19 protein-coding genes and 1 other RNA gene are annotated in these 21,132 nt (G+C 58.4%); 13 read left to right on the forward strand and 7 right to left on the reverse strand.

Annotation, left to right across the window (positions count from 1 at the left end; genetic code table 11):
• Positions 1-728 precede the first annotated feature (728 nt).
• The 3 genes from SVU69_12075 to smpB all read right to left on the reverse strand — a co-directional run bounded on the left by SVU69_12075 (position 729) and on the right by smpB (position 2,959).
• Positions 729-1,913, reverse strand: coding sequence for an integrase arm-type DNA-binding domain-containing protein (locus tag SVU69_12075; protein MDY6943734.1), 1,185 nt, complete (start codon positions 1,911-1,913; stop codon positions 729-731).
• A 141-nt stretch (positions 1,914-2,054) separates the two neighbouring features.
• Positions 2,055-2,417: a transfer-messenger RNA gene (ssrA, locus tag SVU69_12080) on the reverse strand.
• Positions 2,418-2,485: 68 nt separating this feature from the next.
• Entirely contained in the window at positions 2,486-2,959 is a 474-nt protein-coding gene (gene smpB / locus SVU69_12085) for an SsrA-binding protein SmpB (GenBank protein MDY6943735.1), read from the reverse strand.
• 187 nt (positions 2,960-3,146) lie between these two features.
• On the opposite strand from smpB, the gene SVU69_12090 reads away from it, so the two are divergent.
• Positions 3,147-4,508 (forward strand): sodium-dependent transporter, encoded by a 1,362-nt coding sequence (locus tag SVU69_12090; protein ID MDY6943736.1) that lies wholly within the window; start codon positions 3,147-3,149, stop codon positions 4,506-4,508.
• Between the two features lie 15 nt (positions 4,509-4,523).
• Positions 4,524-4,832, forward strand: coding sequence for an RnfH family protein (locus SVU69_12095; GenBank protein ID MDY6943737.1), 309 nt, complete (start codon positions 4,524-4,526; stop codon positions 4,830-4,832).
• Positions 4,833-4,843: 11 nt separating this feature from the next.
• Here SVU69_12095 and bamE read toward each other — a convergent pair whose 3' ends face one another.
• Positions 4,844-5,209 carry an outer membrane protein assembly factor BamE gene (gene bamE / locus SVU69_12100; protein MDY6943738.1) on the reverse strand — a complete coding sequence of 122 codons (366 nt, stop codon included), beginning with the start codon at positions 5,207-5,209 and terminating at the stop codon, positions 4,844-4,846.
• Positions 5,210-5,302: 93 nt separating this feature from the next.
• Here bamE and fur point away from each other — a divergent pair, with 93 nt between their 5' ends.
• The gene (gene fur, locus SVU69_12105; GenBank protein MDY6943739.1) at positions 5,303-5,728 is read left to right on the forward strand and encodes a ferric iron uptake transcriptional regulator; all 426 of its coding nucleotides are present in this window, start codon (positions 5,303-5,305) and stop codon (positions 5,726-5,728) included.
• A 49-nt stretch (positions 5,729-5,777) separates the two neighbouring features.
• On the opposite strand, the gene recN is transcribed toward fur, so the two are convergent.
• Positions 5,778-7,454, reverse strand: a complete 1,677-nt coding sequence (recN, locus tag SVU69_12110; GenBank protein MDY6943740.1) for a DNA repair protein RecN — start codon at positions 7,452-7,454, stop codon at positions 5,778-5,780.
• A 17-nt stretch (positions 7,455-7,471) separates the two neighbouring features.
• Entirely contained in the window at positions 7,472-8,359 is an 888-nt protein-coding gene (locus SVU69_12115; protein MDY6943741.1) for an NAD(+) kinase, read from the reverse strand.
• Between the two features lie 183 nt (positions 8,360-8,542).
• Here SVU69_12115 and hrcA point away from each other — a divergent pair, with 183 nt between their 5' ends.
• The 9 genes from hrcA to SVU69_12160 all read left to right on the forward strand — a co-directional run bounded on the left by hrcA (position 8,543) and on the right by SVU69_12160 (position 20,044).
• Positions 8,543-9,601 carry a heat-inducible transcriptional repressor HrcA gene (gene hrcA / locus SVU69_12120; protein MDY6943742.1) on the forward strand — a complete coding sequence of 353 codons (1,059 nt, stop codon included), beginning with the start codon at positions 8,543-8,545 and terminating at the stop codon, positions 9,599-9,601.
• A gap of 107 nt (positions 9,602-9,708) precedes the next feature.
• Positions 9,709-10,314 (forward strand): nucleotide exchange factor GrpE, encoded by a 606-nt coding sequence (gene grpE / locus SVU69_12125; protein MDY6943743.1) that lies wholly within the window; start codon positions 9,709-9,711, stop codon positions 10,312-10,314.
• A 113-nt stretch (positions 10,315-10,427) separates the two neighbouring features.
• Positions 10,428-12,347 carry a molecular chaperone DnaK gene (dnaK, locus tag SVU69_12130; protein MDY6943744.1) on the forward strand — a complete coding sequence of 640 codons (1,920 nt, stop codon included), beginning with the start codon at positions 10,428-10,430 and terminating at the stop codon, positions 12,345-12,347.
• A 138-nt stretch (positions 12,348-12,485) separates the two neighbouring features.
• Positions 12,486-13,616 carry a molecular chaperone DnaJ gene (dnaJ, locus tag SVU69_12135; GenBank protein ID MDY6943745.1) on the forward strand — a complete coding sequence of 377 codons (1,131 nt, stop codon included), beginning with the start codon at positions 12,486-12,488 and terminating at the stop codon, positions 13,614-13,616.
• 23 nt (positions 13,617-13,639) lie between these two features.
• The gene (dapB, locus tag SVU69_12140) at positions 13,640-14,440 is read left to right on the forward strand and encodes a 4-hydroxy-tetrahydrodipicolinate reductase (GenBank protein ID MDY6943746.1); all 801 of its coding nucleotides are present in this window, start codon (positions 13,640-13,642) and stop codon (positions 14,438-14,440) included.
• A 217-nt stretch (positions 14,441-14,657) separates the two neighbouring features.
• A complete protein-coding gene (gene carA, locus SVU69_12145) occupies positions 14,658-15,800 on the forward strand; it encodes a glutamine-hydrolyzing carbamoyl-phosphate synthase small subunit (GenBank protein MDY6943747.1) in 1,143 nt (380 codons plus the stop codon).
• A gap of 55 nt (positions 15,801-15,855) precedes the next feature.
• Positions 15,856-19,086, forward strand: a complete 3,231-nt coding sequence (carB, locus tag SVU69_12150) for a carbamoyl-phosphate synthase large subunit (protein MDY6943748.1) — start codon at positions 15,856-15,858, stop codon at positions 19,084-19,086.
• Positions 19,083-19,559: a transcription elongation factor GreA gene (greA, locus tag SVU69_12155; GenBank protein MDY6943749.1), complete on the forward strand. Its 477-nt coding sequence runs from the start codon at positions 19,083-19,085 to the stop codon at positions 19,557-19,559. Before carB ends, greA begins: the two co-directional genes overlap by 4 nt.
• 44 nt (positions 19,560-19,603) lie before the next feature.
• Positions 19,604-20,044 carry a DUF4149 domain-containing protein gene (locus SVU69_12160; protein MDY6943750.1) on the forward strand — a complete coding sequence of 147 codons (441 nt, stop codon included), beginning with the start codon at positions 19,604-19,606 and terminating at the stop codon, positions 20,042-20,044.
• A 27-nt stretch (positions 20,045-20,071) separates the two neighbouring features.
• Here the strand turns inward: SVU69_12160 and yhbY are convergent, their stop codons facing one another.
• Entirely contained in the window at positions 20,072-20,371 is a 300-nt protein-coding gene (yhbY, locus tag SVU69_12165) for a ribosome assembly RNA-binding protein YhbY (protein MDY6943751.1), read from the reverse strand.
• Between the two features lie 50 nt (positions 20,372-20,421).
• Here yhbY and rlmE point away from each other — a divergent pair, with 50 nt between their 5' ends.
• A complete protein-coding gene (rlmE, locus tag SVU69_12170; GenBank protein MDY6943752.1) occupies positions 20,422-21,042 on the forward strand; it encodes a 23S rRNA (uridine(2552)-2'-O)-methyltransferase RlmE in 621 nt (206 codons plus the stop codon).
• Positions 21,043-21,132 lie beyond the last annotated feature (90 nt).

Consider the following 21,132-nt stretch of genomic DNA (forward strand, 5'->3'; position numbering starts at 1 on the left):
CAGATGGAAGCCTGGCATGTTCTTTTCCAGCAGGAGGACAAGGCCAGTTATGTCGGTGCGCTACTCGCCAAATCACTTGAGCCCGTTAAGTCTCCCGCGACGGGATCTGTTTCCAAGTAATGTAAGAACGGCTTGTTTACGAAGAAAACAGAAGGGGCGCGATCTCCACCGCGCCCCAGCGCCGATCGGGAACTCCCCATCCACTTGCCGGATATTCTGTTGGCGGAAGCGGTGATTTTCAAGATCGATTTGACGGCTCCGGGCCGTCCGTCACGCCGCTTGCAAGCTACGCGGCAAGCGCCGCGCCGGGCTACGCCGTGCCAGCGTCAGGGCCGCCAGACTGCCTCCGCAAGCTCCGGCAGACTGGCTCCGTGGCTTCGTTCGAGCTCTGGCCCCTCCGCTACCGCCCGCGCTCCGCCACGGCGCCCTTCGCCCCGGAAAACGGGGCCAAGGGCTTGCGGCTCCGCAGCGGGCTACGCCGTGCCGGAATCGGGCACCGCCGGCTGCTGCGCAACCGGCTCTGCGGCTTCGGCCGGCCTGGTTTCCCTTCGTTGCCGCTTGCGCGGGGCCACTGGCAGGCTCGGCTGTCGCGCCCCCGCACGGCGCTGTGCTTTCCCGCCCCCAATTGTCTGCGGCTTCGGTAAAGGTTCGGTGCGGCCTGCCCAGCCAGCGTCGGTGGTCGGCAATGGAACATAATGCTGGATGGAGTCGGGGCTCCCTGAAAGCGGTCAGGCGCTGCGGTTCTCGTGGAGGGAGATCACCTTCGCGCCGGCCTTCAGCTTGTCGAGATAGTCCGCCCATGCCTGCATCATCTTGTGGCGCTCGGGCAGGTGCGCGGTGCGGTTGTAGGCGCGCCCGTTCGGGTCGCGCACGGCGTGGGCGAGCTGGTGCTCGATGTAGTCGGGCCGGAAACCAAGGACTTCATCCAGGATGGTGCGTGCCATGGCCCGGAAGCCGTGGCCGCTCATTTCGTCTTTACCGATGCCCATGCGGCGTAGCGCCGCCAGCACGGCATTGTCGCTCATGGGGCGCGATGCGCTGCGGGCACTGGGGAAGACGTAGCGTCCGCGTCCGGTCAGCGGTTGCAGCTCGCGCAGGATGGCCACGGCCTGCCGGGAGAGCGGCACGATATGCGGGGTGTTGGTCTTGGTGACGATGTAGCGCCATTCGGCGGCGTCCAGGTCGACGTCGGCCCATTCGGCCTTGCGCAGTTCGCCAGGGCGCACGAAGACCAGCGGGGCGAGGCGCAGGGCGCAACGCACGGGCAGCGTGCCTTCGTAGCCGTCGATGGCGCGCAGCACGGCGGCGATTTGGTCCGGCTCGGTAACGGCGGCGAAGTGCCGGCTTTTGACCGGCGGCAGGGCGCCGCGCAGATCGCCGGAGGGGTCGCGCTCGGCGCGCCCGGTGGCGACGGCATAGCGAAAGACCTGGCCGCAACAGCCGAGCACGCGATGCGCGGTTTCCAACGCGCCCCGTTCCTCGATCCGCCGCATCACTTGCAGAAGCTGCGGGGCGGTGATGTCGGCGACGGGTTTGCCGCTGAGCCAGGGGAACACGTTCAGCTCCAGCCGACGGATGATGGTCTCGGCGTGCTCGTCAGTCCAGGAGGGCAGGTGCTTGGCGTGCCATTCCCGCGCCACCACCTCGAAGCTGTTCGCCACCCGGTCTTCCTTCGCGGTCTTCTGCGCCCGGCGGTGCTCGCTGGGGTCGATGTCGGTGGCCAGCAGCTTGCGCGCTTCGTCGCGGCGCTCGCGGGCGTCCTTCAGGGAAACATCGGGGTACACGCCAAGCGACAGCCGCTTCTCCTTGCCCCCGGATGGAGAAACTTCCAGATAAAGCCCACCACCGTCGAACAGCTTGCGACTCTTCTCGGCGGGTTTGGCGTTGCGAACGGCGGTGTCGGTCAGCGGCACGGGGGCAACTCCCTGCGGGGGCAACTCACTTGCCCCTGGATGTCAACGAATCCTGTTGCCCCTTGTTGGACGACATGGAAAATAAAAAGCCCGCTGTTACGCGGGCTTTAGGACTTCGTTGGATGGTGCGGGATGTTGAATTGGTGGAGGCGGCGGGAATCGAACCCGCGTCCGCAAGCCCTACATCTTGGGATCTACATGTTTATTCCGTCTATTATTTTAACCGTTAGCTACCCGACGGCCAGGGAAGACTAACGGCGATCCCGGATAGGTTTTAACGGATCCAGGCCGGGCGCCCTTCACCGCGAGCTTGTGAGAGTCGACGCCTGAAATCTGAGCGCACAAGCACGGCCTCAGCCAGACGGCACCCTACTGGGTTTTAAGCAGCGAGTGCGTAGTTGTCGTCGTTGGCAACTATAAGGTTTGCAGCTGGATTTACGAGGTTCTCTGCCCCTCGACATGCACCCAAGGTTTCGCGGCCCCCGTCGAAGCCTTGTCGCCCCCTTGGTTCGTTAATTATGACCATTGTACGGTGAATATGTTCCGTGCCGCCAGCGCGGGTTCCGGCGGCCTTACCGATTCTTCATGATGCGGGCTTTCTCCCGCTGCCAGTCCCGGTCCTTTTCTGTGGCGCGTTTGTCGTGGGATTTTTTACCTTTGGCCAGCCCCACTTCGAGTTTGGCGAGCCCTTTGCGCCAGTAAAGTTTCAGGGGTACCAGTGCGTAGCCTTTACGTTCCACTGCGCCGGCCAGTCGGTCCAGTTGGTCGCGATGGATCAACAGCTTGCGCGTACGCTGCGGGTCGGCCATCACGTGGGTTGAGGCGGACGGCAACGGGGTGATATGACCGCCCAGCAGCCATGCCTCGCCCTCTTTGATGACCACGTAGGCGTCAACCAGTTGGGCACGACCGGCCCGCAGGGATTTGACTTCCCAGCCTTCCAGTACCAGCCCGGCTTCCAACGTATCTTCGATGAGAAAGTCGTGTCGCGCTTTTTTATTGACGGCGATGACGGAGCCGCCGCCTGTGGTCTTCGATTTGGACATGGCGCGGGATTATAGAGCATCGTCTCGGGCGCCGATACGGCTTGCGCCTTTGGGGGGGTGCTTGTGTCACTGCGGTAATTGGCCGAAAATCTCGCGACAAAGGCGTTTTGGAGCATCTTTCGCGTCGCTCGGCCGAATAATCAACACACATCGCTTTGCGCGAACGGTAGGGTAGGGACACCAAGCTATGATGAATCGAACCTCCATTCATGGACAGTGGTCCTCGCGTTTGACGTTTATCCTGGCGGCCACCGGTTCCGCCGTGGGTCTCGGCAATATCTGGAAGTTTCCCTACATGGTTGGCGAGAACGGCGGGGGGGCGTTCGTTCTGATCTATCTGCTGTGTGTCGCGGCGATCGGTATACCAATCATGATCGCGGAAATTATGGTGGGCCGTCGGGGGCGGCAGAATCCGATGGATTCCATGCGGCTGTTGGCCGAGGACGATCAGAGAAACCCCGCATGGCAGTGGGTGGGGTTAATCGGGGTGATCGCTGGTGTTTTGATCCTTTCCTACTACAGCGTGATCGCCGGGTGGGCCTTGGCGTATGTGTTTCGCGCCGGGTCGGGTCAGCTGGCCGGAGCGGACGCGGACAGCGCGCGGGCCCTGTTCACGGACTTGGTCAGCAACCCGGAAGCGCTGTTGGCCTGGCACACGGTGATTATGGCCACGGTTGTATTGGTGACCAGTCGCGGCGTCGAAGGCGGCCTGGAAAAGGCCGCTCAGTGGTTGATGCCGGCGCTGTTCGCTCTGTTGCTGGTGATGGTGGGTTACGGAATCAGTGCCGGTGCCTTCGAGGAAGCGATGGTGTTTCTGTTTCAACCGGACTTCAGCAAAATCGACGGGGCGGCGGTTTTGGCGGCCATGGGGCAGGCGTTTTTCAGCATGAGCCTGGGCATGGGTGCCATCATGATTTATGGCTCCTATTTACCGCAGGATGCATCAATACCCCGATCGGCCACGATGATTGCGATTTCCGATACCGGGGTCGCGCTTCTGGCAGGGCTGGCGATTTTTCCGGTGGTTTTCCTCTACAACCTGGAACCGGGCGAAGGGCCGGGGCTGATCTTCATGACCTTGCCGATCGCCTTCGGTCAAATGACCGGCGGTACGATTTTCGCCACGCTGTTTTTCCTACTGTTGGTGGTGGCGGCTTTGACCTCCGCGGTGTCGTTAATCGAACCTTCGGTGGCTTTTCTGGTGGAGCGTCTTGGTATGACGCGGGTGGCGGCGACCGCGTGCAGTGGCATTGTTATTTGGTTTATTGGCCTGGGCACCGTTTTGTCGTTCAACGTGGCCGCGGATTGGACCCTCTGGGGTAAGACGTTTTTTGATCTGCTCGATTTCACCACGGCAAACATCATGTTGCCCCTGGGTGGGGTGGCCATCGCCATTTTCGCGGCTTGGATTGTATCGGCGCAGGCCAGCGGGGATGAATTGTCGCAGGACGCCGAGTGGGTTCACCGCATATGGCGGATTCTGTGTCGCTATGTGGCGCCGGTGGCGGTGCTGCTGGTATTCCTAAATTTGGTGGGCGTGTTTGCCTGACAACGGGTTTGCGGCGTGAGTGAAACCGAAGTGATCACTGTCGAGGTGGCCTACGCGGAGCCGGATTGCCAAGTGGTTGTGCCCATCGAGCTAACAAGCGGGGCGGTGGTGGAAGATGCGATTTGTGCTTCCGGGTTATTGTCCCGTTTCCCGGCCATCGAGCTGGGCGTTAATGCACTGGGGATCTGGGGTGTACAATGCGCGCTGGATACGGTGTTGAGTGCGGGTGATCGGGTGGAGGTTTATCGTCCGCTGCTTAAAGATCCTAAGCAGCAACGGCGGGACCGGGTCACACCGGACCGGTCCCGCAGAAGCGTCCGTTGAAGGGTCGGTCGTTAGCCTGTAACGGCGGTTTTCGAACAGCTCTTGAGCTCGGCACTGTCAGAGGACACACGATCGAGCCGATTGCCAGCGAAGAAGAGCGTCAACCGGCAATTGGCCGCTAGATCTTCATCCTCGCGGTAATACACATACTCCCAACGCTGGTCGTCGAAAATTGTGTTTACCACCGGTGTGCCCAGTAAGTAGCGAACTTGCTCGCGGGTCATGCCGACCTGAAGCTGAGCGATTTTTTCCTCCTCCAGCGCATTGCCTTGCTGGATCGAAGGACGATACACGACTTTTTGAAGCACGCTGGGGCTGGAACATCCGGTTAGAATGGTGGCGCCAAGAACCAGGGTGATGAGTGAATTACGTATCATCTTGGGTGTTTAACCTATAAATATTGTGTGCTGACGTTCACTTGCGGAACGTTTGCTCACCATTATATGCCAAGAATCCCTGGAGGTCTTAGCGTGGGGTCAAAGGATATTCGGAAAGCCGGTCTCAAAGTCACATTGCCGAGGATGAAGATTCTCGAGATGTTGGAGAACAATGAGAACCGCCATATGAGTGCCGAAGACATCTACAAGGCGCTGCTTGAGTCCGGGGAAGAAATCGGTTTGGCCACGGTGTATCGCGTCTTGACGCAGTTCGAATCCGCCGGTTTGGTGAATCGCCTCAACTTCGAAAGCGGGCATTCGGTTTTTGAGATTGACGAAGGGGATCATCACGACCACATCGTCTGTCTCAAATGCGGCCGCGTCGACGAATTCGTCGATAGCACCATCGAGAGCCGGCAGGATGCCATCGCCGAAGAGCACGGCTACGAAATGACCGGCCATAGCCTTTATATCTACGGAATTTGCGGGGAGTGCCGCAAGCAAGGCGGTTCCAACTAGGCTTGCGATTACAACGATTTGCGCGTGTTGGCGCCCCAGCCCGGTCGGCTTAAGCCTGTGAGGCGTTGGCCATCAACTCTTTGGCGTGGGCCCGGGTTGTGTCCGTGATTTGGATGCCACCCAGCATCCGGGCCAGTTCTTCCACGCGTTCTGTGGGTTTCAGTGCCTCAATGGTGGTCGTTGTCGAGTCCTGATCGGCATTTTTGCTCACCCGAAAGTGTTGGGTTGCGTAGGCCGCCACCTGCGGGAGGTGCGTGACGCAAAGCACTTGGCGGTCGTTGGAGATCTGCCTCAGTCGCCGGCCGACGATTTCCGCCACGCCACCGCCGATTCCGGTGTCCACCTCATCGAAGATCATGCAGCGAATGGGGTTATGGTGGGCGGCAACCACTTGGATGGCCAGGCTGATTCGCGACAACTCACCGCCGGAGGCGACTTTCGCCAATGGCCGAAGTGGCTGACCGGGATTCATGCCGATCTCGAAGGTGATGCGATCAAGACCATTCGGCGCGAAGTCCGCTTCGGGGTCGTGGTCCACCCGGACGGCCAGTTGACCGTTGACCATTCCCAACGTGCGCATCACGGTGGTCACTTCCTGAGAAAAGCGCTCGGCGCACTGTGTCCGTCGCTGACTGAGCTCCGTCGCCTGCGCGAGGTATTTCGATTGCAGCGCTTCGAGATTCTTTTGCAGTTTGAGTTGCTGTGAGCCGGATTGATCCAGTGCGTTGAGTTCGTCCTGAAATGCTTGCAAACGGTCTGGCAGCGCGTCCGGGTCGACTCGGTGTTTGCGGGCCAGCTGGTGAATCGCGCTCAAGCGCCGGTCGAGCCAGGCCAAACGCTCCGGGTCCACTTCCAAGGCGCTCAACTGGCGGCGCAGCAGATCCGCACCCTCTTGCAGTTGAATCGTGGCGTTGGCAAACAACTCCTGCGCTTCGGCCAAGCCCGGGTCGAAGTCGCACAATTCTTCCGCCACGCGTGCGGCATGACTGGCCAGGGTGTGGGCATTGTGCTCCTCTCCCTCATAACTCATGGCCAGCGCCTGTTGGCCTTGTTGCAGCACGTGCTCGACATGGGCTTGGCGCTTGTGCTCAATGGCCAATCGTTCGGGTTCGCCGGGCGACAAATCCAGTGCTTCCAGCTCCTGCACCTGATGCTGTAACAAATCGCGCCGGGCCTCCCGGTCCGTGTCGGCCTGCGTGAGTTCAGTCAGTTGTTGTCGGGTTTTCTGCCAATCGCGGTAGGTCTCGCGAAGCGCGCTCAGTTGTTCTGTGTGGCCGGCCAAGTCGTCCAACAACGCCCGCTGGGCATCGCGTCGGAGCAAAAACTGATGCTCGTGCTGGCCGTGGATGTCCACCAGCAACTCGCCCAGTTCACGAAGATTCTGGGTGTTGACGCTGCGGCCGTTGATGAAGGCCTTCGAGCCGCGTTCGCTTTCGACGGTCCGGCGCAGCTGGCACAGTCCGTCGTCATCCAGGCTGTGCTCCGCTAACCAGCTATGGGCGGCGGGGGAATCGGCGATATCGAACTCAACGGAAATTTCGGTTCGTGTGGCGCCGGTGCGGATGACCTCGGCGCTCGCGCGATCACCCAAGGCCAGATTCAATGCGTCGATCAAGATGGATTTGCCGGCGCCGGTCTCGCCCGTCAAGGCGCACAGACCGGGCTGCAACTCAACGCTCAGTTGCTCAATGATGGCGAAATTTCGGATGTCGATACGGGTCAGCATGTGTTGGCAACGCGCCTTCAATTGCGGCGATTTCGGTCGCCACCCCAGCCGAGTTTGGTTCTGAGAATTCGGAAATAGTCGTGGTCCCGCGGGTGAATGAAGGTCAGGTCGAAAGGACTCCGGCGAACCCGGACGCGGTCATGGGTTTCCAGTGCGATACTCGTTTGACCATCCCATGTGGCTTGGACGGGGTTGGCATTGCGGGCGCTGATTTCGATCTCCACGCTGGCGTTGGCCCCGACGACTAACGGACGGTCGCTCAGGGTATGGGGGCAAATCGGTACCAGCAGCAAGGCTTCCAGGGACGGATGAACGACCGGGCCGCCACCCGAGAGCGCATAGGCTGTGGACCCGGTGGGGGTGGAAACAATCAGCCCATCCGCTCGGTGCTCGCTGACGAAATGGTCGTCGACATAGGTGTCGAAATCGATCATGCGTGCGACGTCGCGTTTGTTAATCACCAAATCGTTGAGGGCAAACCCTTGGTGCACGACCGATCCCTCGCGAATAACGGCGCCGTCCAGCAGAAAGCGGGTTTCCACCTGAAACTCGCCGGCCAACACTTCATCAAGCGTGGTGGTCATGCGGTCGGGTGCAACGTCGACCATGAAACCCAATCGGCCCAAGTTGACGCCGAGCAACGGGATTTTAAACGGTGCGACGGAACGCGCGGCATCCAGGAACGTGCCATCTCCGCCAATCACGACGACCAGATCGGATTCCTGCCCCAGTTGTTCCCGGTCCGCGATCGTCTGGCCGTTTGCCGGCTCCAGTTCGGCACAGTTGCGGTCAACCAAAACCCGAACCCCGCGGCCAATCAAATGACTGGCAAGCCGGTGCAATGTCTCGGCGGTTTTCGAGCTGGCGGGATTGCCTATGATCCCGATGGTTTTGAACCGTTCCATGATGTATTTATTCCGGTAAAACCCGCAAAACTTATCACGCGTCCCGCGACCGAGCCAAGGTCCTAAGTCTTGACACTCAAAGCGTTCGATTGCTAGCTTCCCAGGTTAGCACTCCGCCAGGAAGAGTGCTAAGCGGGCGATATCTATTCGTCCCATGATGTCTATGAGTGTTCACGAGCGATCATGATCGATTCGACTACCCAACTTGAACTTGGAGAGCGCGCTCAAGTTTTATTAAAAGCGCTGATCGAACGGTTCATCCGGGAAGGTGAACCCGTGGGTTCGCGTACTTTGGCACGTGACTCCGGTTTGTCGCTCAGTCCCGCTTCGGTCCGTAATGTGATGGCGGATTTAGAGGATTTGGGATTCGTTCACGCGCCTCACACGTCCTCGGGGCGTGTACCAACGGCTAAAGGCTATCGCCTTTTTGTGGATTCCTTATTGCAGGTCAAGCCTTTGGACGAGGTCGAGATCGAGCATATTAAGGATCAGCTGTCCGGTGGCGAGGCGGCGTTGGATCAGCAGTCCTTGGTAACGACCGCCTCTACGCTGCTTTCCGGTGTGACCCGGATGACCGCCGTGGTGACGCTGCCGAAGCGGAGCCATATGGGTTTGACGCATCTCGAGTTCGTCCCGCTCTCACAGAATCGAATCCTGGCGATTTTGGTGTTCGAGGGGAAAGAAGTCGAGAACCGAATTTTGGAGATGGATCGGGCCTACTCCCCGAGTGAGCTCCAGCAGGCGGCGAATTACCTCAACAGCCTGTTCGCCGGTCGTGATTTGCATCAGGTGCGGGCGTTGATCATCGAAGAGATGAACCGCACGCAGAAGCGCATGAGCGAACTGATGACCTCGGCAATTGATCTGGCCGACCGGATTTTTCGCGACGATACTGAAGACGACTGTGTCTTCGCCGGTCAATCTAACCTGATGGGGTTCAAAGAGCTCTCTGATATCGATAAATTGCGTGCGCTGTTCGACGCCTTCACCAGTAAACGCGACATTCTGCATCTTCTCGATTTGGCCGTTTCGGCCAATGGCGTGCAGATTTTTATCGGCGAAGAATCCGGTCATCAGGTTTTCGATGACTGCAGTGTGATTACTTCGCCGTATCAAGTGAACGGGCAAATCGTGGGCGCGTTGGGTATCATCGGGCCCACCCGAATGGCGTACGAGCGGGTGATTCCCATCGTCGACATCACGGCCAAATTGCTCAGTGCGGTCTTGAACCATCGCCATTAACCCCCAATTCATTGGAAGTTGAGTCGGGCCCGAAGAATTCGGTTGCCCGTAAATTGTTTTTGTTGAAGTGCGCGCAGCCCGATTGCGCGCAAGACGGAGCCTCAGTTATGAGCAACCAGCAAGACGATCACGAACTACGCCAACCCGATGCCGAGACCGCAGGAGCGAGCTCCGGTGCTTACGCCACTATCGACGCGGTAGAAACGCATTCAGAAAACGCCGGAGATGCGGGCGCCTCAGATTCCGTTGTGCTGCAAGGACAACTCGCGGAGCTGGAGCAGAAAGCGCAGCAAAACTGGGATTTGTATGTTCGAGCCAAGGCTGAGATGGACAACATCCGCCGGCGCGGCGAACGCGATCTGGAAAATGCCCACAAGTTTGCATTGGAGCGCTTTGTTCAGGACCTGTTGCCGGTGAGGGATAGCCTGGAGCTGGCGGTGGCGGCATCTAAAGGAGAAGATCCGGCGGTGGTGGCCATACGGGAAGGTGTCGAGCTCACGCTCAAAATGTTGTGGGGCGTGCTGGAAAAGCACGGCTGCCAGGAGATTAATCCGATGGGCGAGTCTTTCAACCCCGATTTGCATCAGGCGGTTTCCATGCAGGAGTCCGCGGATGCGGCGCCGGACACCGTCCTGGCGGTGATGCAAAAAGGCTACGCCCTGAACGACCGGTTGATTCGTCCCGCCATGGTCGTTGTCTCGCGCGGCACCTGACGCATTTCAGGTCTTTTATGACATGCGGTTAATCGGATCCTTGAAACCGATCCGATTAACCCCACTGTAAAGAACATCATTCGTTATGCCTGTTGAGTTTGGAGTGTTGGTACATGGCTAAGATTATTGGTATCGACTTGGGCACCACCAATTCCTGTGTGGCTGTGCTCGAAGGCGGCAAGCCGAAAGTTCTGGAAAACGCGGAAGGCGCCCGGACGACCCCTTCGGTGGTTGCGTACACAAAAGATGGCGAAACTTTGGTCGGACAACCCGCCAAACGGCAGGCTGTGTCGAATCCCGCCAATACCTTATACGCCATCAAGCGTCTGATCGGACGACGCTTTGATGATGCCGTGGTGCAGAAGGACCTGAAGATCGTCCCCTATCAGATTGTGCGGGCCGACAATGGCGATGCCTGGGTAGAGGCGAGTGGCAAAAAGATGGCGCCGCCGGAAGTCTCGGCGCAGGTCCTGCGGAAGATGAAGAAAACCGCCGAGGACTACCTGGGTGAGTCGGTCACCGAAGCAGTTATCACTGTGCCGGCGTACTTCAACGACTCGCAGCGTCAGGCGACTAAGGACGCCGGGCGAATCGCCGGTCTGGAAGTCAAACGCATTATCAATGAGCCCACCGCCGCGGCCCTGGCCTATGGCATGGACAAGAAACGCGGCGACAGTAAGATTGCTGTCTATGATCTGGGCGGCGGTACCTTCGACGTGTCGATTATCGAAATCGCGGAAATCGAGGGCGAGCACCAATTTGAAGTGTTGGCTACCAATGGTGACACCTTCCTGGGCGGTGAAGACTTTGACCTGAAGATCATTGACTACCTGGCCAGCCAGTTCGAAAAAGAAAACGGCATTGATTTGCGTAAAGATCCCTTGGCCATGCAGCGCCTGAAAGAGGAAGCGGAAAAGGCCAAGATCGAACTGTCCTCCGCGCAACAGATCGAGATTAATCTGCCGTACGTCACCGCCGACGCCACGGGGCCGAAGCATCTCAACATGAAGCTGACGCGGGCCAAATTGGAGGCCCTGGTGGATCCCTTGATCGAGCGGACCATCGAGCCTTGCAAGGTGGCCTTGAAGGATGCGGGTCTGTCGGTTTCTGAAATCGATGAGGTGATCTTGGTCGGTGGGCAGACCCGAATGCCCAAAGTCCAGGAGGCCGTGAAAAACTTCTTTGGCAAAGATCCGCGTCGCGACGTGAACCCCGACGAGGCGGTGGCCATTGGGGCTGCCCTGCAGGGCGGCGTCCTGGCCGGTGACGTCAAAGACGTATTGCTGCTGGATGTCACGCCGTTGTCGCTGGGTATTGAAACCATGGGTGGCGTGATGACCAAGATCATCGAAAAGAACACCACCATCCCAACCAAGGCGACCCAAGTGTTTTCCACTGCGGACGATAATCAGGTGGCGGTGACGGTTCACGTGCTCCAAGGCGAACGCGAGCGCGCGGTCGACAATAAATCCTTGGGTCGGTTCGACCTGACCGATATTCCGCCGGCACCGCGGGGTGTCCCGCAGATCGAAGTCACCTTCGACATCGACGCCAACGGCATCCTAAATGTTTCGGCCAAGGATAAAGCGACGGGCCGCGAACAATCGATCGTCATCAAGGCTTCCAGCGGCTTGAGCGAAGAAGAGATCCGGAAAATGGTCGGTGATGCCGAGGCGCATGCCGACGAGGATCGCAAGTTTCACGATCTGGTGATGGCCCGAAATCAGGCGGATAACCTGGTCTATGCAACGGAGAAATCGCTCGATCAGTTGGGCGATAAAGTCTCCGACGACGAAAAAACCGGCATCAACCAGGCCATCGAGGAAGTCAAAGAGGCCATCCAAGGAGACGACAAGGTTTTGATCGAGTCCAAGACCCAGGCCTTGTCGGAACTGTCCGGTAAACTGGCCGAGCGCGTCTATGCGGCCGAAGGCGCTCAAGCGGGCCCTGAGGCGGCGCAATCCGGCGGTGCAGCGGAAGAAGAAGTCGTGGATGCGGAGTTTGAGGAGATTAAAGACGACGACCAGAAGTAATCGGTCGTTCCCCTCAACTCCCTGTCGAATGGCCGGGGCGCCTGAGCGTCCCGGCCATTGCGTGCCCAGGGCGTACCTCCAAGGCATTGGACGCTTGGCTTCTATCTCACTTAATTCAGATTAACGACGACAAAGCCCATGGCAAAAGCCGACTACTACCAAACATTAGATGTTTCCCGAGAAGCGACGGAAGCGGATATCAAGAAGGCCTACCGTCGGATGGCGATGAAATATCATCCCGACCGGAATCAGGGCGACGAGACGGCCGAGGAAAAGTTCAAAGAGATCAGGGAAGCCTACGATGTTTTGAGCGATTCTAAAAAGCGGGCGGCCTATGATCGCTTCGGGCACGCGGGCGTCGATCCCTCAGTGGGTGGCGGACCCGGCGGCGGATTCGGCGACGCCTTCAATGACATCTTCAGCGATGTTTTCGGGGATATCTTTGGTGGCGGTCGGCGCGGTCGCAATCGCTCTTTCCGCGGCGCCGATTTGCGTTACATACACGAAATCGATTTGGAAGACGCGGCGGCGGGAACCACCGCTGAGATCCGGGTGCCTACGTCGGTCTCCTGTGGTCACTGTGACGGGACGGGTGCGGCGCCCGGTGCCGAACCCCAAGTTTGCCCGACCTGTGGCGGCCATGGCGACGTTCGTATCCAGCAAGGGTTTTTCTCGGTGCAGCAAACCTGTCCGCAGTGCGCGGGCAGCGGCAAGGTGATTAAAGAGCCGTGTCCGGAATGCCGGGGAGAGGGGCGAGTTCGCAAAGAAAAGACGCTTTCCGTTCGGATACCCGCCGGCGTGGACACGGGCGACCGGATTCGCCTGGCAGGTGAAGGCGAAGCCGGGATGGGCGGCGGGCCTGCGGGCGATTTATACGTCGAGATGAAAATTCGGCCGCACAAGATCTTTGAGCGCGAAGGACGTGATTTGATTTGTGATATGCCCGTTTCTTTTACCACCGTTGCCCTTGGTGGCGAGTTGGAAGTGCCAACCCTAACGGGCAAGGTGTCATTAAAGATTCCGGCAGGCACGCAAGCAGGCAAGATGTTTCGTATTCGAGGTAACGGCGTTCCCGGGCTTCGGGGTGCGCCGCAGGGTGATTTGCTTTGCCGAGTGCGCGTGGAAACGCCGGTCAACCTCACGACTGAGCAAAAGGATCTCCTGCGGCAATTCGACACCTCGGTCAGTGCGGGCGGTCATCACCACAGCCCTGAAAAGCACGGGTGGTTGGACGGCGTGCGTCAATTCTTTGAGCGCTTCACTTCTTAACGTGACCTAAAGGGGCGGTAATCATGACCCGATTGGCGATCAGTGGCGCGGCAGGCCGTATGGGGCGCGCTTTGCTCGAGGCGGCTCAGAACCACGAGGGTGTCGGCGCAACGGTGGCATTGGAGGCGCCCGGTCATTCGTTGCTGGGCCAGGATGCGGGTACAGTGGCCGGGCTTGGTACCCTGAATGTTTTATTGGCTGATGATTTGGCGGTGCATGCGAACGAGTTCGATGTGCTCATTGAGTTCACCCGCCCAGAGCCGACCTTGCGGCACCTCGCCGACTGCGTGGCCCAAGGGAAATCCATGGTGATCGGCACCACCGGGTTCGATGAGTCAGACAAGGTGCGAATCGCCGAGGCCGCACGCAATATCCCGATTGTTATGGCGCCCAACATGAGTGTGGGTGTGAATGTCGCGCTTAAATTGATCGAGTTGGCGGCGGAAACCTTTGGAGATACCGTCGATATCGAAATTATCGAAGCTCACCATCGCTACAAGGTCGATGCGCCGTCGGGTACGGCTTTGCGCATGGGCGAGGTGGTTGCCAACGCCTTGGGGCGCGATTTGCAAGCCTGTGCGGTGTATGGCCGAGAGGGCATCTCCGGAGAACGAGATCGGAAGACCATCGGTTTCGAGACCATCCGGGCCGGCGACATCGTCGGTGAGCATACGGTGATGTTCGCGGCGGACGGAGAGCGGCTGGAGATCACCCATCGCGCCACCAGCCGACAGAATTTCGCCCGAGGGGCGGTGCGCGCAGCAGCCTGGCTCGCGGGCAAGCCCCCGGGGCTCTACGATATGTCGGATGTCTTAGGTCTTTGAGGATACGTCCGCAGCCTTGAGCATGGACAATCGGCAGGCGCATGCGTAGAATTCGCCACGATCTCGATAGACGAACGCGGTTTTCCGAGCAACGCCAAATTGCCCGGGTTTCCCTGCGAGCTCGTCACACGCGAGGTATAATTCAGCATTGAATTTTCAAAGCGGGAGGCGTTCCCCGTGCGCGTCTCCCGCTTTGTGTGTCCGACTGGAGGCCGCATTGACCGTACCCGCCGTACTCGCGCTTGAAGATGGAAGCGTATTTCACGGTACCGCAATCGGAGCCCATGGTGTCTCGTCCGGCGAAGTTGTCTTCAATACGGCGATGACGGGATACCAGGAAATACTGACTGATCCCTCTTATTTCCGCCAACTGGTCACATTGACCTATCCTCATATCGGCAACGTGGGTGTGAATCCAGAAGATGCTGAGTCCGATGGCATTAAAGCCAGTGGGCTCATCGTGCGCGAAGCCTCGCCGGTGGTGAGTAACTGGCGCGCTCAAACTGATCTGGGTACGTATCTGTCCGAGCAAGGTGTGATTGGGATTGCCGATGTGGATACCCGTCGGTTGACCCGACGGCTTCGGGAGACGGGAGCCCAAAATGGCGCGATCGTCGCCGGAGAGGGTGATGTGGAGCAGGCTGTGCGGACTGCGCTTGATGCCGCCCGAACTTTTCCCGGTTTGAAAGGGATGGACTTGGCCAAAGAGGTCACCACCGGCGAGCGCTACGAATGGCTTGAAGGCCGGTGGTCGTTGGATGGGTTTTCCAAACCGGCGGCGGACACACTGCCCTACCATGTGGTGGCCTACGATTATGGTATCAAGCGGAATATCCTTCGCATGCTGACAGAGGCCGGTTGTCGCGTCACCGTCGTTTCCGCCACCTGCCCGGCTTCTGAGGTGTTGGCGATGGCGCCGGACGGGGTGTTTTTATCCAACGGCCCCGGTGATCCCGAACCATGTGATTATGCGATTTCCGCCATCCAAGAATTGTTGGCTCAGGGCATCCCGTTGTTCGGTATTTGCCTAGGTCATCAGTTGCTTGGTTTGGCCAGTGGCGCCCGAACGGTCAAGATGAAGTTCGGTCATCATGGTGCCAATCATCCGGTGCTGGACCTCGATTCCAATCAGGTCAGCATCAGTAGCCAGAACCATGGCTTCGCCGTGGATGAAGCTACGCTGCCGGACAACTTGCGTGCAACCCACCGTTCCTTGTTCGACGAATCTCTGCAAGGCGTCGAACGGACGGATAAGCCCGCATTCAGTTTTCAAGGACACCCCGAAGCCAGTCCCGGACCGCATGACTTGTCCGGGCTGTTTCGCCGTTTTACCCAGCTGATGGAAACTCATCGCGGTTAAGGAAAACGCCGCGGGCTGGGTTTCTATCAACCGCCGTAACCAAAAATCGTCGTCCATGCCAAAACGCACAGATATCGAAAGCATTCTGATCATCGGGGCCGGACCGATCGTTATCGGGCAAGCCTGCGAGTTCGATTACTCAGGCGCCCAAGCCTGTAAAGCGCTCCGCGAAGAGGGCTACCGGGTCATTTTGGTGAACTCGAATCCCGCCACCATCATGACCGATCCGGAAACCGCTGATGCGATTTACATCGAACCCATTCAGTGGTCCACAATCGCGCGAATCATCGAAAAAGAGCGCCCCAGTGCGGTTTTGCCGACCATGGGCGGTCAAACGGCACTCAACTGCGCTTTGGATCTGGCCCGGGAGGGGATCTTAGAGCATTACGGTGTGGAGCTGATTGGTGCCAGCCGCGATGCCATCGATATGGCCGAGGATCGTGATCGATTTCGGATCGCGATGGGTGAGATCGGTCTGGCGACACCGCGTTCGGTGGTTGCGCATAGCATGGAAGAAGCTTCGCAGGTGCAACCGCAAGTGGGCTTCCCCACCATCATTCGACCCTCTTTCACGCTGGGCGGCAGCGGTGGCGGCATCGCCTACAACCGCGAAGAATTCGTTGAAATCGTCGAGCGCGGGCTTGATTTGTCTCCAACCAACGAAGTTTTGCTCGAAGAGTCGGTGCTCGGTTGGAAAGAGTTTGAGATGGAAGTTGTCCGAGACAAAAAGGACAACTGCATTATCGTCTGTAGTATCGAAAATCTTGATCCCATGGGTGTGCACACGGGTGACTCCATCACCGTTGCGCCGGCCCAAACGCTGACGGACAAAGAGTATCAACGGCTGCGTGATGCCTCGCTGGCGGTATTACGTAAGATCGGCGTCGAGACCGGCGGATCCAATGTCCAATTCGCCGTGAATCCCGCTGACGGGCGTATTGTCGTCATCGAGATGAATCCGCGGGTGTCCCGCTCTTCTGCATTGGCATCCAAGGCGACGGGTTTCCCCATCGCCAAAGTGGCGGCGAAGCTGGCGGTCGGGTATACGCTGGATGAGTTGCGCAACGAAATCACCGGCGGTGCGACGCCGGCATCGTTTGAGCCGACCATCGACTACGTCGTAACCAAGATTCCGCGGTTCACGTTCGAAAAATTCCCTCAGGCAGACGATCATCTCACCACGCAGATGAAGTCGGTGGGCGAGGCCATGGCCATGGGCCGCAATTTCCAAGAGTCGTTGCAGAAAGCGCTTCGGAGCTTGGAGACGGGAACGGACGGATTTACGCCGATGTTCGATGGCGATCCCCATACCGAAGAGGGTCGGCTGCGACTGCAGCAGGAATTGCGCGCCCCCAGGGCGGAGCGGCTTTGGTATGTCGGCGATGCATTCCGGGCCGGATTCACCCTTGAGGAGATTCATAATCTGACGTGGATCGACCCTTGGTTTCTTGTTCAGATCGAAGACATTATTCGCGACGAATCGGCGATCGCCAAAACCAATCTGGCGGATTTGAGCGTCGATGCGCTTCGGCGTTTGAAACGAAAGGGCTTTTCGGACACACGTATCGCCACGTTGATCGGCAGCAAAGAAGATGACGTCAGAGCGTGTCGTCACAGACACGGCATTCGCCCCGTCTACAAACGGGTGGATTCGTGCGCGGCCGAGTTTGCGTCCACAACGGCCTATATGTATTCCACGTACGACGAAGAGTGCGAATCCGAGCCCACGACTCGGGAGAAAATCGTCGTGCTCGGCGGTGGTCCGAACCGAATCGGGCAAGGCATTGAGTTCGACTACTGTTGCGTCCACGCGGCCTTGGCCCTGAGGGAAGATGGTTACGAAACCATCATGATTAACTGTAACCCGGAAACGGTGTCCACCGACTATGACACGTCTGATCGGCTCTATTTCGAGCCGCTCACCCTGGAAGACGTTCTGGAAATCATCCAAAAAGAACAACCCAAGGGTGTGATCGTTCAATACGGCGGGCAAACCCCACTGAAACTGGCCCGTGCGTTGGAATCCGCGGGGGCGCCCATTATCGGAACTTCCCCCGATTCCATTGATCTTGCCGAGGATCGCGAGCGGTTTCAGCGAATGTTGAAAAAGCTCAAGCTGAATCAACCCCCCAATCGCACGGCGCGGAGCGAGGAAGAAGCCATCCGGCTGGCCCGCGACCTCGGGTTCCCGTTGTTGGTGCGTCCCTCCTACGTATTGGGGGGGCGGGCGATGGAAATCGTCTACGACGAAGGCGATCTGTCCCGATATATGGGCGATGCGGTGAAGGTGTCGAATGATTGTCCTGTGCTGCTGGATCGATTTTTGGATGACGCCATCGAAGTTGACGTGGATGCGATCAGTGACGGAGAGACCGTCTTGGTTGGTGGCATCATGGAACACATCGAGCAAGCGGGCGTTCATTCCGGGGATTCCGCCTGTTCTTTGCCGCCCTACAGTTTGGATCAGGACATCAGCGGTCGCCTCCGCGAGCAAGTCTGTGCCATGGCTCGCGAGCTCAACGTTGTCGGCTTGATGAACACGCAATTCGCGATCAAGGACGGCGAGATCTATGTGCTGGAGGTGAATCCGCGCGCGTCGAGAACAGTGCCATTCGTTTCCAAAGCGTGTGGTATTCCCTTGGCGAAAGTGGCTGCCCGTTGTATGGTGGGTAAGCGTTTGGTGGATCAAGACTGCGTCGACGAAATAGCGCCGCAGAGCTTCTACGCCGTGAAGGAATCGGTCTTTCCGTTCATTAAGTTCCCCGGTGTCGATCCCATCCTCGGTCCCGAGATGAAATCCACCGGCGAAGTGATGGGCGTGGGACGTTCTTTCGGGGAAGCCTTCGCGAAAGCTCAGTTTGCCGCCGGGGTATCGTTGTCGCGGCAGGGACGGGCCTTGTTGAGCGTGCGTGATCCGGACAAACCCGCGGCAGTGGCGTTGGCGCGGCTACTGGCAGAGAAAGGCTTTTCGCTCGTGGCCACGCGAGGGACGGCCTTGGCGCTACAGGCCGCCGGCGTCGATTGCGAGAGTGTGAACAAAGTCACCGAAGGACGCCCGCATCTGGTGGATATGATCAAGAACGATGAGATCGATTTGATCGTGAACACCACCGAAGGCAAAAAAGCTATCGCCGAGTCTTTGTCCATACGGCGTGCCGCCTTACAACACAAAGTGGTTTACTTCACCACCATCGCAGGGGCCAGAGCCGGGACACTGGCCATCGAATATCTCGATAACGTTGAAGTGCACAAGTTGCAAGACTTGCACAAGGAGTTGCGCTCATGAATAGAGTTCCTCTCACCGTGCGCGGCGCGCAGCTGCTGCAGGAAGAGTTAACGCGACTCAAGAATGTCGAACGCCCGCAAGTGATCGAAGCGATTGCTGAGGCACGGGCCCACGGCGATCTTAAAGAGAACGCCGAATATCATGCGGCCCGGGAGCGGCAAAGTTTCGTTGAGGGCCGCATTAGCGAAATCGAGGGCAAGTTATCCAATGCCCAAGTGATCGATGTGACCCAGCTAGAACCGTCCGATCGCGTCGTTTTCGGCGCCACTGTGGACTTGGTGGAAGAGGAAAGCGGCGACGAAGTCACCTATCGGATCGTCGGTGAAGATGAGGCCGACATCAAATCAGGGATGATTTCTGTCACGTCGCCCATCGCGCGCGCCCTAATCGGGAAGCGCACGGGGGATGTCGCCGAAGTCCAAGCGCCCGGCGGCGTTCGCTTTTACGAGATTCTCCGCGTTAGCTACGTTTAGGCGTGGGTATTGATCCGCTCTATGCCGGGGCACGACGAGTTCTCTTGACCACCTGGCTCGGTACCCACGTTGGCGTGGGGTACTTGGTGGCCCCTGTTTTGTTTGCTCGCTTAGACACGCGGGCCCTCGCGGGTGATCTCGCCGGGGAATTGTTCTTTTGGTCGGCGTGGATTGGTATCGGGGTGCTGACGGTTCTTGTTACCTTCGATTTTGTCCGTCGTCGTCCCCCGCGCTGGCGGTTATGGCAGCGCCGTCTGCTGGCGATCGGGTTGATTTTCCTGCTCATCAGTGAACTGATCATTCACCCGGTTCTGCAGCACCTCCGCGCCGCTTCCCAAGGCCCGGGTACTGCTTTTGTCATGATGCATGGTGTATCGCAGCTGCTGCATCTTGCGGTGTCAGTAATGGGATTGGTTGTGGTCGCAACCTGGGAAGATTCGAAACAGTCCCTTGAGTTCCGCGGTACTCCGGAAGAGGGCGTGTAGGCGTCCCAGGAAGACGTCAGCTAACGCCTACGCGGACAGCGTGATACGCGGTTTTTTTCGATTCCGCCGAAAGAACGTTGCGGTATGACCGATTCGCTGGACCACCACCGCGCCCAGCCGTTGCTCGATGTCTTGTATCACTGCGCCCCTTGATTCTCGGTCATCCGACCTTATTTTTACTTTCAATAGCTCATGGTGTTGGAGGCTGGCGTCCAGTTCTTCGATCACCGAATCGGTCAGTCCGGCCGCACCGACCGTTACGATTGGGGTGAGGCCGTGGGCGAGGCCACGCAAGTGGCGCAGTTGTGTTTGGCTGAGGTTTTTCATCACCGTATTTTATCAGAAGACATCATTAAGCTTGCGATAATATCGACGCCATGAAGCGCAAAACGAAGACACGGCGATGGGTGCAGGCGCACGCGCGCGATCCCTTTGTTCGGCAGGCCAAGACTCAGGGTTGGCGCTCTCGTGCCGTATTTAAGTTGGAGGAGATCGATCAACGGGATCGATTGTTGAAGCCGGGTATGACGGTGGTCGAGTTAGGGGCGGCCCCGGGGGGGTGGACCCAATATGTTCGTCACAGTCTCGGCCATGGCGGTCAGGTCATCGCGGTCGATGTGCTGCCGATGGAGGCGGTTGCCGGTGTTGAGTTTATCCAAGGCGATTTTTGTGAGCAGGAAATCTTGGATCGTTTGATGGCGGCGATTGGCGGGAAACCGGTGGATCTGGTGATCTCGGACATGGCACCGAACATGACGGGCGTGAACGCCGTTGATCAGCCGCGCGCCATGTTCTTGGCTGAATTGGTCCTGGATTTTGCTGCCCAAACTTTACGACCTGGCGGCGATATGTTGGTGAAAGTTTTTCAGGGCGAGGGCTTCGACGCCTACATGAAAAACATGCGCGCTTCGTTCGAAAAGGTTGCTTCGCGCAAGCCCAAGGCCTCCAAAGATCGAAGCCGAGAACTCTATTTGCTCGCCAGGAACTATGCACTATAGTAATGTCTAATCATAAATTAGAAACTGTGCATCGGTTCTTGGCCACGGCGGCGTGGCGTTTTGGTGCGTTTGCGCCGAAATATCTTTGTT

The organism is Pseudomonadota bacterium (assembly GCA_034189865.1).
Classification (GTDB): domain Bacteria; phylum Pseudomonadota; class Gammaproteobacteria; order UBA5335; family UBA5335; genus JAXHTV01.

What these genes read in the sequence shown, in the direction of transcription:
- smpB (MDY6943735.1), bottom strand. Translation starts at nt 2,959, where the DNA reads ATGTCCAAATCGAAGACCACAGGCGGCGGCTCCGTCATCGCCGTCAAT.
- carB (MDY6943748.1), top strand. Translation starts at nt 15,856, where the DNA reads ATGCCAAAACGCACAGATATCGAAAGCATTCTGATCATCGGGGCCGGA.
- SVU69_12115 (MDY6943741.1), bottom strand. Translation starts at nt 8,359, where the DNA reads ATGGAACGGTTCAAAACCATCGGGATCATAGGCAATCCCGCCAGCTCG.
- bamE (MDY6943738.1), bottom strand. Translation starts at nt 5,209, where the DNA reads ATGATACGTAATTCACTCATCACCCTGGTTCTTGGCGCCACCATTCTA.
- recN (MDY6943740.1), bottom strand. Translation starts at nt 7,454, where the DNA reads ATGCTGACCCGTATCGACATCCGAAATTTCGCCATCATTGAGCAACTG.
- hrcA (MDY6943742.1), top strand. Translation starts at nt 8,543, where the DNA reads ATGATCGATTCGACTACCCAACTTGAACTTGGAGAGCGCGCTCAAGTT.
- rlmE (MDY6943752.1), top strand. Translation starts at nt 20,422, where the DNA reads ATGAAGCGCAAAACGAAGACACGGCGATGGGTGCAGGCGCACGCGCGC.
- yhbY (MDY6943751.1), bottom strand. Translation starts at nt 20,371, where the DNA reads ATGAAAAACCTCAGCCAAACACAACTGCGCCACTTGCGTGGCCTCGCC.
- dapB (MDY6943746.1), top strand. Translation starts at nt 13,640, where the DNA reads ATGACCCGATTGGCGATCAGTGGCGCGGCAGGCCGTATGGGGCGCGCT.
- grpE (MDY6943743.1), top strand. Translation starts at nt 9,709, where the DNA reads ATGAGCAACCAGCAAGACGATCACGAACTACGCCAACCCGATGCCGAG.
- dnaJ (MDY6943745.1), top strand. Translation starts at nt 12,486, where the DNA reads ATGGCAAAAGCCGACTACTACCAAACATTAGATGTTTCCCGAGAAGCG.
- dnaK (MDY6943744.1), top strand. Translation starts at nt 10,428, where the DNA reads ATGGCTAAGATTATTGGTATCGACTTGGGCACCACCAATTCCTGTGTG.
- greA (MDY6943749.1), top strand. Translation starts at nt 19,083, where the DNA reads ATGAATAGAGTTCCTCTCACCGTGCGCGGCGCGCAGCTGCTGCAGGAA.
- SVU69_12090 (MDY6943736.1), top strand. Translation starts at nt 3,147, where the DNA reads ATGATGAATCGAACCTCCATTCATGGACAGTGGTCCTCGCGTTTGACG.